Source organism: Pseudomonas sp. CNPSo 3701 (genome assembly GCF_028674975.1).
GTDB lineage: Bacteria > Pseudomonadota > Gammaproteobacteria > Pseudomonadales > Pseudomonadaceae > Aquipseudomonas > Aquipseudomonas straminea.
The window spans coordinates 666,540-679,537 of the sequence record NZ_JAQZSI010000001.1; the positions used below are offsets into that span (position 1 = coordinate 666,540).

11 protein-coding genes and 1 pseudogene are annotated in these 12,998 nt (G+C 65.5%); 6 read left to right on the forward strand and 6 right to left on the reverse strand.

What is annotated here, in order from left to right; all coding sequences use genetic code 11:
- Positions 1-12 precede the first annotated feature (12 nt).
- From PVA39_RS03050 to gcvH, 5 genes are all read left to right on the forward strand, one after another.
- Complete coding sequence (locus PVA39_RS03050; protein ID WP_274122771.1) at positions 13-1,230, forward strand: 2-octaprenyl-3-methyl-6-methoxy-1,4-benzoquinol hydroxylase; 1,218 nt, start codon at positions 13-15, stop codon at positions 1,228-1,230.
- 94 nt (positions 1,231-1,324) lie between these two features.
- Complete coding sequence (locus PVA39_RS03055; protein ID WP_274122772.1) at positions 1,325-2,326, forward strand: extracellular solute-binding protein; 1,002 nt, start codon at positions 1,325-1,327, stop codon at positions 2,324-2,326.
- Positions 2,327-2,495: 169 nt separating this feature from the next.
- Entirely contained in the window at positions 2,496-4,049 is a 1,554-nt protein-coding gene (locus PVA39_RS03060) for an ABC transporter permease (RefSeq protein ID WP_443200939.1), read from the forward strand.
- A 205-nt stretch (positions 4,050-4,254) separates the two neighbouring features.
- Positions 4,255-5,349 (forward strand): glycine cleavage system aminomethyltransferase GcvT, encoded by a 1,095-nt coding sequence (gene gcvT, locus PVA39_RS03065; protein WP_274122774.1) that lies wholly within the window; start codon positions 4,255-4,257, stop codon positions 5,347-5,349.
- A gap of 82 nt (positions 5,350-5,431) precedes the next feature.
- Entirely contained in the window at positions 5,432-5,815 is a 384-nt protein-coding gene (gene gcvH / locus PVA39_RS03070) for a glycine cleavage system protein GcvH (RefSeq protein WP_013789626.1), read from the forward strand.
- A 74-nt stretch (positions 5,816-5,889) separates the two neighbouring features.
- On the opposite strand, the gene PVA39_RS03075 is transcribed toward gcvH, so the two are convergent.
- The 6 genes and pseudogenes from PVA39_RS03075 to PVA39_RS03095 form a co-directional block, all read right to left on the reverse strand.
- Positions 5,890-6,192 carry a DUF2388 domain-containing protein gene (locus PVA39_RS03075; RefSeq protein ID WP_013789627.1) on the reverse strand — a complete coding sequence of 101 codons (303 nt, stop codon included), beginning with the start codon at positions 6,190-6,192 and terminating at the stop codon, positions 5,890-5,892.
- Positions 6,193-6,304: 112 nt separating this feature from the next.
- On the reverse strand, positions 6,305-7,168 hold the full coding sequence (locus tag PVA39_RS23335) for a methyl-accepting chemotaxis protein (protein WP_443200940.1): 864 nt from the start codon (positions 7,166-7,168) through the stop codon (positions 6,305-6,307).
- Positions 7,160-7,912 (reverse strand): annotated as a pseudogene (locus tag PVA39_RS23340) (HAMP domain-containing protein); the annotation flags it as partial. The gene PVA39_RS23335 and the pseudogene PVA39_RS23340, both read right to left, overlap by 9 nt.
- Before the next feature lie 49 nt (positions 7,913-7,961).
- A complete protein-coding gene (locus tag PVA39_RS03085; protein ID WP_274122778.1) occupies positions 7,962-9,746 on the reverse strand; it encodes a GspE/PulE family protein in 1,785 nt (594 codons plus the stop codon).
- Positions 9,747-9,836: 90 nt separating this feature from the next.
- On the reverse strand, positions 9,837-10,568 hold the full coding sequence (locus PVA39_RS03090) for a DUF502 domain-containing protein (RefSeq protein ID WP_274122779.1): 732 nt from the start codon (positions 10,566-10,568) through the stop codon (positions 9,837-9,839).
- 55 nt (positions 10,569-10,623) lie between these two features.
- On the reverse strand, positions 10,624-11,994 hold the full coding sequence (locus tag PVA39_RS03095) for a CYTH domain-containing protein (protein WP_274122780.1): 1,371 nt from the start codon (positions 11,992-11,994) through the stop codon (positions 10,624-10,626).
- A 299-nt stretch (positions 11,995-12,293) separates the two neighbouring features.
- Here PVA39_RS03095 and PVA39_RS03100 point away from each other — a divergent pair, with 299 nt between their 5' ends.
- Positions 12,294-12,974, forward strand: a complete 681-nt coding sequence (locus PVA39_RS03100; protein WP_274122781.1) for a TIGR00153 family protein — start codon at positions 12,294-12,296, stop codon at positions 12,972-12,974.
- Positions 12,975-12,998 lie beyond the last annotated feature (24 nt).

Here is a 12,998-nt window from a genome sequence, read left to right on the forward strand (position 1 = left end):
GATATGAACGAGATGCGTGCAGACCTTATCATCGTGGGCGCCGGCATGGTCGGCAGCGCCCTGGCACTGGCCTTGCGCGGGCATGGCCTGGAATGCCTGGTGCTCGATGGCGGCCCGATGCGGGTCGAACCGTTCGACGCCAGCGCAAGCTACGAGCCGCGGGTCAGCGCCTTGTCGATGGCCAGTCAGCGCATTCTCGAACGCCTCGGCGCCTGGCCAGGCGTGCTGGCGCGGCGTAGCTGCCCCTATAGCGACATGCATGTCTGGGACGGCAGCGGCACCGGCAATATTCATTTTAGCGCCGGCAGCGTGCACGCGCTGACCCTGGGCCATATCGTCGAGAACCGCGTGGTGCAGGACGCCCTGCTCGAGCGCCTACATGACAGCGATGTGGGGCTGTTGGCCGATGCGCGCCTGGAGCGCTTGCGCCACTCCGGTGATGACTGGCTGCTGACCCTGGCCGACGGCCGCGAGCTGCGTACGTCACTAATTATCGCGGCGGATGGCGCCAATTCCGCGGTGCGCCGCCTGGCCGGCTGCGAAACCCGCGAGTGGGATTACCTGCACCACGCTATCGTCACCAGCGTGCGCTGTGCCGAGGCCCATCAGGCCACCGCCTGGCAGCGCTTCACCGACGAAGGCCCGCTGGCCTTCCTGCCGCTGGGCGAGCGCGATGGCGAGCACTGGTGCTCGATCGTCTGGTCGACCACGCCGGAGCACGCCGCTCAGCTGATGGTGCTGGGTGACGACGGGTTTTCCACTGCCCTCGGCGAGGCTTTCGAGCATCGCCTGGGCCGGGTGCTGCAGGTGGATCGCCGCCTGTGCATCCCGCTGCGCCAGCGGCACGCCAAGCGCTACGTCGAACCGGGGCTGGCGCTGATCGGCGACGCCGCCCACACCATCCATCCGCTGGCCGGGCAGGGCGTCAACCTCGGCTTCCTCGACGCCGCGGTGCTCGCCGAAGTACTGGCGCAGGCGGCGGCACGCGGCGAGCGCCTGGCCGACGAGCGCGTGCTGAGCCGTTACGAGCGCCGGCGCATGCCCCACAACCTGGCGATGATGGCGGCGATGGAAGGCTTTCAGCGCCTGTTCCAGAGCGATTCTCTGGCGCTGCGCCTGGTGCGCAACGCTGGGCTGGATCTGGTCGACGGCCTGGAAGATGCCAAGGCGCTGTTCGTGCGCCAGGCCCTGGGCCTGAGCGGCGACCTGCCGGAGCTGGCAAAGGCGTGATGGCGCGGTAATATCTGGCAACGACCTGCTGGTGGGCGATGCAGATGCGAGTCACTATCATCCTCGCTCCCTCGTTCATCACAAGGTCTCTGTCATGTCGGTACGCCGTGCGCTTCTCGCCGTTTTCACTCTCAGTACGCTGGCCAGCGCGGTGCAGGCCGCCGATGAAGTCGTGGTCTATTCCTCGCGTATCGACGAGCTGATCAAGCCGGTGTTCGACGCCTATACCGCCAAGAGCGGCGTCGCGGTGAAGTTCATCACCGACAAGGAAGCGCCGCTGATGGAGCGCATCAAGGCCGAAGGCGAGAACACCCCGGCGGACCTGCTGATCACCGTTGACGCAGGCAACCTCTGGCAGGCCGAGCAGATGGGTATTCTGCAGCCGATGAAATCCAGCGTCGTCGAGGCCAACATTCCTGCCCAGTACCGCGCCGCCAGCGGTGCCTGGACTGGTCTGTCGCTGCGTGCGCGCACCATCGTCTATTCGCCGGAGCGGGTGAAGGACGGCGAGCTGACCACCTACGAAGCGCTGGCCGACAAGAACTGGGAAGGCCGGCTGTGCCTGCGTACCAGCAAGAAGGTCTACAACCAGTCGCTCACCGCCACTCTGATCGAGACCCACGGCGAAGCCAAGACCGAAGAGATCATCAAGGGCTGGGTCAACAACCTGGCGACCGACCCGTTCCCGGACGACAACTCGGTGATCAACGCCGTGGCCGCCGGCCAGTGCGACGTGGGCATCGTCAACACCTACTACTTCGGCCGTCTGCACGAGCAGAAGCCTGACCTGAAAGCCAAGCTGTTCTGGCCGAACCAGAATGACCGCGGCGTGCACGTCAACCTGTCCGGCGTCGGCCTGACCAAGCATGCACCGAACCCCGAGGCCGCGCAGAAGCTGGTCGAGTGGATGACCAGCGCCGAAGCGCAGAACATCTTCGCCGACGCCAACAAGGAATTCCCGGCCAACCCGAAGGTGAAGCCTTCAGCGGAAGTCGCGTCCTGGGGCGAGTTCAAGGCGGACAGCATCGCCGTCGAAGTGGCCGGCAAGCGCCAGGCCGAAGCCATTCGCCTGATGGATCGCGCTGGCTGGAACTGATCACTGACCGCTGCGCCCGAGCTAACCGCTAGCGGCCAGCCAGGCGCCTGCAAGCGACGCCCCGGCATTGTCCGGGGCGTCGTGCTTTACGCGTTTTGGAGCTTGCGTGGCCTATTCGACCGAGCGTCGCTGGTACCCCATCGCCTTTGCCGTCGCCCTGCTGGTGCTGATGCCGCTGCTGGTGTTGCTGGCGAGCTGGCACGAGGTGGATCTGCAGATCTGGTCGCATCTGTGGCAGACCCAACTGCCGCGGCTGATCGGCAACACCGTAACGCTGGTGGTCGGCGTCGGTGTGGGCGTGACGCTGTTGGGTGTGAGCCTGGCCTGGCTGACCAGCCTCTGCGAGTTTCCCGGCCGGCGCTGGCTGGATTGGGCGCTGATGCTGCCTTTTGCGATTCCCGCCTACGTGCTGGCCTTCGTGTTCGTCGGCTTGCTGGATTTCTCCGGCCCGCTGCAAACGCTGCTGCGTGAGTGGCTGGGCAGCGGTATTCGCTTTCCACGGGTACGCTCCACCGCCGGGGTGATCATCGTTCTGGTGCTGGTGTTCTACCCCTACGTCTACCTGTTGGCGCGCAATGCCTTTCTGGCCCAGGGCAAGGGCCTGACGGAGGCGGCGCGCACACTCGGCCTCACGCCATTGCAGGCGTTCTGGCGGGTAGCCCTGCCGGTGGCGCGGCCGGCTATCGGCGCTGGGCTGGCCCTGGCGCTGATGGAGACCCTGGCCGACTTCGGTGCGGTGTCGGTGTTCAATTTCGATACCTTCACCACCGCCATCTACAAGACCTGGTATGGCTTCTACAGCCTGGGCAGCGCGGCGCAGCTGGCCTGCCTGCTGTTGTTCGCGGTGATGCTGGTGCTCTATGGCGAGCGCCGGGCCCGCGGCGCCGTGCGCCCCTCGGTCGAGCGATCGCGCAGCGGCGCGCTGTACCGGCTGACCGGCCTGCGCGCGCTGGCGGCCAGCGCGTGGTGCCTGCTGGTGTTCGCCTGCGCCTTCGTGATTCCAGTGCTGCAGCTCGTGGTGTGGTGCTGGCAGCGCGGGCGCTTTGATCTCGATGAGCGCTACCTGGCGCTTATCCAGCACACCCTGTACCTGGGCGCCCTGGCGGCGCTGATCACCGTGGCCGTCGCCCTGCTGCTGGCCTTCGCGCGGCGCCAGGCGCCGAACCGCCTGATGGGTGCTACCGTCGGCCTGGCCAACCTCGGCTACGCGCTGCCGGGCTCGATGCTGGCGGTGGCGATCATGCTGGCCTTCAGCTCTCTGGACAACGGCGTGGTGATTCCCCTGTCGAAATGGCTCGGCGGAGCCGGCAAGGCGCTGTTGCTGGGTAGCCTGGGCGCCTTGCTGCTCGCCTACCTGATCCGCTTTCTGGCCGTAGCTCATGGGCCGCTGGAAACCAGCCTGGCACGCATTCGCCCGTCACTTGCTCAGGCCTCGCGTAGCCTCGGCGTCGGTGGCCTGCCGCTGTTCGCGCGTGTGTACCTGCCGCTGCTGATGCCCGGTGTGCTGACCGCGGCCCTGCTGGTGTTCGTCGACGTGCTCAAGGAAATGCCTGCCACGCTGCTGATGCGTCCGTTCGGCTGGGACACCCTGGCCGTGCGCATCTTCGAGATGACCAGCGAGGGCGAATGGGCACGTGCCGCGCTGCCGGCGCTGACCCTGGTGCTGGTCGGTCTTTTGCCGGTGATCCTGCTGATTCGCCGCTCGGCGCAGCGAATCGGATAAGCGGTCAGCCTGCGGCCCAGGGCCGCGCGCCGATGTCTGTCGGGCGCTTTGTTACACCGCTTGCCAATGTGCGAGATGACCCGCCCCGACCATGCGGCTACAATGCGCGCCATTCGCTGCGGCCCGCCATGCAGCCATGTCCAAATTCATCTGGAATGGCCCACTCCACGCGCGCCCAGCCTTGCAACGCCCGGAAGGAGATCCCATGGGACAGCGCACACCTCTTTACGACCTGCACCTGGCGCTCGGCGCCAAGATGGTCGACTTCGGCGGCTGGGACATGCCGCTGCACTATGGCTCCCAGGTCGAGGAGCATCACCAGGTACGCCGCGATTGCGGGGTCTTCGACGTCTCCCACATGACCGTGGTCGACGTGCAGGGCACCGATGCCCAGCGCTATCTGCAGCGCTTGCTGGCCAACGACGTGAGCCGCTTGCAAAGCCCGGGCAAGGCCCTCTACAGCGCCATGCTCAACGAAGAGGGCGGGGTGATCGACGACCTGATCGTCTACCTGCTCGGCACGCCTGAAGTGCCGGCCTACCGCCTGGTGGTCAATGCGGCCACCCGCGACAAGGATCTGGTCTGGCTGCGTGCGCAGAGCACCGACTTTGCCGTCGAGCTGCGCGAGCGCAGCGACTTCGCCATGTTCGCCGTGCAAGGCCCCAAGGCCCGCGCCCGTACTGCCGAGCTGGTGAGCCAGTCCCGCGCCAGTCTGATCCACGAACTCAAGCCTTTCCAGGGCCTGCCCGACGGTAACTGGTTCATCGCCCGTACTGGCTACACTGGCGAAGATGGCCTGGAAATAATGCTGCCGGCTGGAGAAGCCGTGGCGTTCTTCAACGACCTGGTCGGCGCCGGTATTTCTCCCATCGGCCTGGGCGCGCGCGACACTCTGCGTCTGGAAGCAGGCCTGAATCTGTACGGCCAGGACATGGACGAGCAGTCCACGCCGCTTACTTGCAACCTCGCCTGGACGGTGGCCTGGGAGCCGAGCGAGCGTGCTTTCATTGGCCGCGAGGCGCTGCAGCGTCAGCACGAAGCCGGCGGTTATCCGCGTCTGGTCGGCGTGGTGCTCGAAGAGCGTGGCGTGCTGCGCGCCCATCAGGTGGTGCGCGTCGCCGGCGTTGGTGAAGGCGAGATCACCAGTGGCAGTTTCTCGCCGACCCTTGGCAAGTCCATCGCATTAGCCCGTGTACCGGCCAAGACCGGTGACCGCGCCGAGGTGGAGATTCGTGGCAAGTGGTACCCGCTGCGCGTGGTGCAGCCCAGTTTCGTACGCCATGGCAAGGTGCTGATCTGACGTCCACGCTGACGCGTCCGTAAGCACCTGCTAAATTCCCCGGACGGCGCGGTCGCCGTCCTGTCAGATGAGGAACGACAACATGAGCTCTATCCCCGCCGATCTGCGTTACGCCACCAGCCACGAATGGGCACGCCTGGAAGCCGATGGCAGCGTGACCGTGGGCATCTCCGATCATGCTCAGGAGGCGCTGGGTGATGTGGTGTTCATCGAGCTGCCGGAAATCGGCAAGGTGCTCGATGCAGGCCAGGAAGCCGGTGTGGTGGAGTCGGTGAAGGCCGCTTCCGACATCTATGCGCCGGTTGGCGGCGAAGTGATCGCCATCAATGAAGCTCTGGCCGACAGCCCGGAAAGCGTCAACAACGACCCGTACGGCAGCTGGTTCTTCAAGCTCAAGCCCAGCGATGCGTCGCAGCTGCAGAAGCTGTTGGACAGCGCAGGCTACGAGGCGAGCATCGACGGCTGAGCCGTGATGTGAGGCATGAAAAAGCCGGCCCTGGGGCCGGCTTTTTCGTCACTGCGGGGCAGTGAGGCGATCGATTACTGCTGAGCAGTGAGAATCGCGGTGGCCAGCTCCATGTCGCTGGCTTGCAGATCCGGGTTGTCGGTGCGGATCTTCTGCAGCGCCGCTTCAAGATATGGCCCGCGGATCTCGCCGTTACTGGCGATATAGCTGCTGGCATCATCCTGGGCGGGGACGATCATCTTGTTGTCCTTGAAGGTCAGGTAGGTCGACGCCGTGGTCGCACCCGACGACAGTACGTCACGCAGGTTTACGGCATGGGCTTGAGTAGCAGCGGCCAGAAACAGGCCGGCGATCAACAGCGAACTAGAACGGCGCATGGCAATGACTCCTTGTGGGTTTTCCTCTCTCTGAGAGTCGGGCCACGGGCCAGTGGTTCCACCGTCTTGCAAGGGCGACAGCCAGGGTTGCCGCCACCTGCGCGCTAGAGAGCTAGAGTTCGAAGCGCCGCACCGAGGCCTGCATGGCCTGGGCGGAGTTGTCCATCTGCACCAGCATGTGCGCCAGTTCCTGCATGGCCTGGTTGTTGCGCTGGGCCACCTTGCTGATCATTTCCACCCGCTCGGCGACTTCGTTGCTGGCCTTGGACTGCTCGGTGATGGTGTGGGCGATCTCGTCGACCATCTGCGCCGAGCGCTGCACACCCTGGCGAATCTCGGTGATCGAGGCATTGGCTTGCCGGGCCAGGCCGACGCCGTCGCTGACCCGGCTAACCCCTGCGTCCATGCTTTTCACCGCCTGGGCGGTGGACTCGCGAATGCGCTGGATCATGCCGGTGATTTCCTGGGTCGACTGCGCGGTACGCGCCGCCAGGCCGCGCACTTCGTCAGCCACCACGGCGAAACCGCGACCGGCTTCGCCAGCCCGTGCGGCCTCGATGGCGGCGTTGAGGGCCAGCAGGTTGGTCTGCTCGGCGATGCCGCGGATCACCTGAATGATCGAGTCGATTTCCTCGGACGACTGGCCCAGCACGGTGACAGTTTTAGACGACTGGCTCACCGCCTCGGCGATGTGATTCATGCCGTCGACCACCCCGACGATCACCTGGCCGCCGCTGGTGGTCAGCTGCTCTGACTGCTCGGAAATATCCCGAGCGCTGCGTGTGTGCTCGGCGATCTGGGCGATGTTGCCGATCATCTCTTCCATGGCAGCGGCCATGCTGGTGGCGCCATCGGCCTGCTCGCTGGCGCCGCGCGCCACCTCGCCGGAGGTCTGGCTCAGGTGCTGGGAGGCGCGGCGCAGCTCCTCGCTTTCGGTGCGGATGGTTTCGATCATCTGCCGCAGGCTGTTCTGCATGTCGGCCAGGCTCTGTTGCAGCTGGCCGGCCTCGTCGTGGCTGTCGACACTGATCGGCGCGCGCAGGTTGCCCTGGGCCATGCTGCGTGCGGCGTTGATGATCTTCGCCAGCGGCCGCAACACCGAGTGCAGCAGTTGCCGGGTGATTGCCAGGATCAGCACGCAGGCCAGGCCCAGGCTGCCCCATTGCCACCAGGACGCCTGCTGCACCGTGGTCTCGGTTTGCGCGCGGGTCTGGGCGACGGCGGCCTCGATCTGCTCGCTGATCGCTTCGTTGCGCTCTTCCAGCGCGGTGAAGCTGCGCGCGAAGTCGGCCATCAGCGCCCGCGCCGCAACCGGGTCGGCTAGTGCCTGGTCGACGATGCGGCTGGCCGACTGGATATAAGCCTCCAGTACCGGGCCGACGCCGTCGATGGCCTGGCGAATCTCGGGCGCCAGTGGCAGGGCCGCATTCTCCGCCATGGCCTTTCGGAAGCGCTCGCTGTGTTCTTTGAGGTCGTCGCGCACCTGGGTCGCCGCGGCAGCATCGCCGGGGTTGGTCAAAAAGGCAGCCAGCACGTCGGCGCGCAGGGCGTCGTGCATCATGTCGCCATCCATGTGGTGGCGTAGGGCATTAGCGTTGATTTCGTTGGCGGCCAGGGCTTCGCTGAGCTGCGCCTGACCCCAGAGGCCGATGCCTCCGACCAGAAGCGTGGCAACGATGCTGACGGCCCCACAGGCGAGCATTTTCTGGCGGATATTCATGGCTGCGCTCCTGGTACGAACGGGCCGTCCAGGCCCGCGTCTTCAGAGATTAGCGCTGCTCGCTTTGCGGTGTCACGCGCAATACTTCCTCAAGGGTGGTCTGCCCGGCAGCGATTTTTTGCGCACCAGAAAGGCGCAGGCTGCGCATGCCATCCTTGAACGCCTGGCGACGTAGTGGCGTGAGGTCGGTATCGGCGCTGATCAACGGTTTCAGGCTGTCGTTCAGCAGCATGATCTCGTAAACGCCGGCGCGCCCTCGGTAGCCGGTTTCCCGGCATTCGACGCAGCCCACGGCGCGGTGCGCGCCGGTCGGCAGTGGGGCGTTCCAGGGGCGCGTGAGTTCCTGCCAGTCCGCCTCGTCGAATTCCACCGGTGCCTTGCAATGCGGGCATAGGGTGCGTACCAGGCGCTGGGCCATGACGCCCAGCAGGGTCGCCTTGAGCAGGTAGTGCGGCACGCCCAGTTCGAGCAGGCGGGTGATGGCGCTCGGTGCGTCGTTGGTGTGCAGGGTGGAGAGCACCAGGTGGCCGGTCAGCGCCGCCTGGATGGCCATCTCGGCGGTTTCCAGGTCGCGGATCTCGCCGACCATGATGATGTCCGGGTCCTGGCGCATCAGCGCGCGCACGCCGCTGGCGAAGGTCAGGTCGATGTTGTGCTGCACCTGCATCTGGTTGAAGGCGCCCTCGATCATCTCGATGGGGTCTTCGATGGTGCACACGTTCACTTCCTCGGTGGCCAGCTGCTTGAGGGTGGTGTACAGCGTTGTGGTCTTGCCCGAGCCGGTGGGGCCGGTGACCAGGATGATGCCGTTGGGCTGGCGGGTCATGCTCTCCCAGCGCTTGAGGTCGTCCGGGCTGAAGCCCAGCTGGTCGAAGCCGCGCAGCAGTACGTCGGGGTCGAAGATACGCATCACCATCTTCTCGCCGAAGGCGGTGGGCAGGGTCGACAGACGCAGTTCCACCTCGTTGCCGGCCGGCGTCTTGGTCTTCACCCGGCCGTCCTGGGGTTTGCGCTTTTCGGCGACATTCATGCGGCCCAGGGTCTTCAGGCGGCTAACGATGGCCATGGTGACCTGGGCGGGGAACTGGTAGACAGTGTGCAGCACGCCGTCGATGCGAAAACGCACGCTGCCCTGCTCGCGGCGCGGCTCGATGTGGATGTCACTGGCGCGCTGCTGGAAGGCGTACTGGAACAGCCAGTCGACGATGTTCACCACGTGGGCGTCGTTGGCATCCGGTTCCTGGTCCTGGGCACCGAGGTTGAGCAGTTGCTCGAAGTTGCCGACGTTGCTGATCTTCGCATCGGTATTGGTGGCACCGCTGACCGAGCGGGCCAGGCGATAGAACTCCACGGTGAAGCGCTGGATGTCCGCCGGGTTGGCGACCACGCGCTTGATCGGCCGCTTGAGTACGTGCACGAGATTGGCTTCCCAGCTGTGCATGAACGGCTGGGCGCTGGCGATGGTCACCGCCTCGGCACTGACTGCCACGGCGAGGATCTTGTGACGCTGGGCAAAGGCATAGGACATCAGCGGGGTGACCGCCGCCGCGTCGATCTTCAGCGGGTCGATGCGCAGGTAAGGCTGGCCGGCCAGCTGTGCCAGCCACTGGGTCAGGGTTTCCAGGTCGAGAGTGCGGCCGGGGCGTGTCAGGTCATCCAGCTGCTGGGCAGCCAGAAATTCCAGTGGGTGCAGATCGGTATTGGCGCCGCTGCGGCGGATCGCCAGGCACTGTTCGGCGCTTTCCTGGGCGATACGGCCCTGGCCGACCAGTTCGCGCAACAGCTCGTTGAGGTCCAGCTGGCGGTCGGCGGCGGCAGGCGAAAGGCTGGACATGCGGGCTCCTGATAGCGGCGTCTTTGGATAAGGCTAGCAGCATGCCTGATTGCGCCGGCGCCGACTAAGCGCCGGTTCATGGTTCGGCTATCAGGCCTGCGGCTTGGGCGGTTGCTCGTCAGCCGGCGGCAACTGCTGCGGCGTGGCTGGCGCCTCGCTGTTGCGGCCATCTTCCAGGCTCTGCGCCGGCAAGGATGGCGGCGGCGTGAGGCCCATGGACACATAGATGCTGGTCAGTGCATCGACGCCCATATTGGCCGGCTTCACCCATTCAGCCGGCACGTAGAGCAGACCGCCGCCGACCGGGATCGGTGCGGTAGGCACCAGAATCGCCAGGTGCGGACGGCCTTCCAGCTCCACGGTTTCCGAGGTCGGCTGCAGGGCCAGGACCGCCACGCCATCGCCGCCGCCGAAGAAGCACCACACCGGGCGCATGCTGGTGATATCGGTGTTCTTCTTGTCGAGCAGGCCGACGAAACGGTCGGCCAGGTTGTAGAAGTTGCCGATCAGCGGCGTGCGCCGCAGGGTCACGTCGATCAGCCAGCCAAGCGGGCGGCGCAGGCCCAGCTTTACCGCCAGGCCCAGGGGATAGAGGCTGATCAGCAGCACCAGGGTGCCGAGCAGATAGGCCAGGTACGGGTTGCTGGCGAAGGGCGTGCCGAGGGCGGCGAACAGCCGGCCGATGGCCGTGGACGGGCCGATCAGGTTGTTGAGCAGGCTGACCAGCCAGGCCAGCACCACCATGGTCAGGGCCAGTGGCAACAGCGCCAGCAAGCCGGTCAGCCAGGTGGCGGCGATGGATTTCAGGCTGAGTTTGAACATCGAGGGGCGTCCTGTCGTCGAGCGGGGCAGGTGGGTGCGCCACCTGCCGGTGTCTTCAGCCGTTCTTGAGCAGCGCTTTCCAGGGCTTGAGGCTCATGATGATCTGCGCCTGGGTCATGCGTGCTTCCAGTTCTTCTGGACTGAGCGGACGCCTGGCCAGTTCAGCCAGTTTGTTGAGCTCGCCGAACAGGCGGTCGGTTTCGGCGATGTCGAGGGTGCCGCGGGCCAGGTGCAGCCAGAGCAGCAGACGCTCGATACGCGGCAGCTGTTCGGCCAGGTCCTCGGGCTGCTGCTGGTAGCGCTTGAGCTGCAGGTCGCGGCCTTCCTCGGCGAAGAAGGTCGGCAGCCAGCTTTGCAAGGCGGCCGCGCCCTGGCGATCGCCACGCTTGTTGCGGGCACTGGTCCACGCGCGGGTCAGCAGCCAGCGCGAAGTGTTCAGCGAGAACAGGCCCCAGCGGGTCTGCTCCAACTCGGCGGCGAACTGGGCGGGCGCTTGCTGGCGGGCAGCGTCATCCTGCTGGCCGGCCTGCACCCGTGGGCGCCAGTCTTCGAGGAGGGCGTCGAGTACCTGGCGCAGTTCGCTGGTGCTGGCGCGCGGTGCGGCCTGGCCAAGGCTGCCGAACAGGGCGCGCAGCTCCACCAGGCAGTTCAGCCAGTCGACCAGCAGGCGCCAGTGGCCGTTGTGGCGGTACTGTTCGGCGAGGCGCTGGCTGCTGCCGAGCAGGAACCAGCCGATGGCGGCCACGGTGTCGTCCAGGCTCTGTTCGGCCTCCAGTTGCGGAGTGGGCAGTTGCAGGCTGTAGCTGGTTTCGTCGAACAGGCGGTAGCCGCGCTCGGCCTTGCTGATGTCGCAGGGCATCAGCGGCAGATCGGCGGCCAGTTCGGCGGCCAACTCCAGCAGCGCTTCGGGCTCGCCCTGGCGTAGCTCCAGCTCCAGCTCGCAGATCTCTTCCTGCTGCTTGCCAGCGATCACCTTGCCGAGGTCCAGTGCCGCCTCGATGACCACCCGAGCCTTGCCGCGGCCCCAGGCGATCTCGGCGCGCTGGCGCACGAAGTCGGTGGTGAAGATCGGCTTGAGCTGCTTCTTGTCCAGCTCGGCCAGGGCAGCCGGCCAGCAGCTGTCATCAAGCTTCTTGAGGTCCAGTTTGGCCTTGCTCAGGTACCAGTCCCACTCGTTGCGCTCGGACAGCCCGGCCACGCTCTGGCCACGGCTCTTGAGGGTCTGGATGATCTGCTCGCCATCCTTGCGCAGGCGCAGGGCAACCTTGGCACCTGCGAGGTCGCGAGTGTCGGTGTCGAAGTACTGATTGAACAGCTCGCTCGTCTCCCAGCCGGCCTTGCTGCGTTTCTTCAGCAGGGGATGGGTTTGCAGGGCGGCCAGGGTTTCGCGACTGGCGCGCAGTTTGATTTCGGTTTCTTTATTCATTGCGAGGGCTCGGTGACGCGGTGACGGCGGCGGGGGTTGCACGGTGCGAGGCGTTGCCCCGCACATCAGGCCGTACAGGGTAGAGGAAAAGCGCGGCGGATGCAGGTCGGCGCGCATCGCAAGCGCCCGAAGGTTCCATGGCTGTAACATTCATCTCGCCATGTTTGCTGATCTTGATCAGCTTTTCGCAGGAAATAGGCTACTAAATACGACTTTATTACCAAGCGATAACACGCGCTGGTCTGGTCTGTATGTCATCCGTATACTTGCCGCCTCTTTGAAAGACAGGGGTCACCCCCATGCCAAGCAATCCGTTCATCAGCAGCCTGTTTGGCCGCTCACCGATCGGGCCGATGCAACAGCATATCGCCAAGGCTCACGAATGTGCCGCCAATCTGGTGCCATTCTTCGAGGCGGTGATGGCCGAAGACTGGGCGCGTGTCGAGCAGGTGCAACAGGCGATGGTGCGTCTGGAGCACGAGGCGGACAAGCTCAAGAAGAACGTGCGCATGCACCTGCCCAAGAGCCTGTTCCTGCCGGTGCCGCGCTCCGACCTGCTGGAATTGCTGAGCACTCAGGACAAGGTCGCCAACCGCGCCAAGGATATCGCCGGATTGATGCTGGGCCGGTCCATGACCATTCCCACCGATCTGCAGCCGCTGATGCTGGCTTACGTGCAGCGCTGCGTGGACGCCAGTGCCCAGGCACTCAAGGCAATGAAGGAGCTGGATTCGCTGCTCGAGGCCGGTTTCGCCGGTCGTGAGGCCACCCTGGTCGAGCGCATGGTCGAAGAGCTCGAGGAGATCGAGCGCGAAACCGACCGCCAGCAGATCGAGGTGCGCCGCACCTTGTTCAAACTGGAAAAGGATCTTCCCGCAGTCGATGTGATGTTCCTCTATCGGATCATCGACTGGGTCGGAGACATTGCCGATCGCGCCGAGCGCGTGGGCAACCGACTGGAACAACTGCTGGCGCGCTGAGCCGCCAGCATCCTTTCTGGGTTT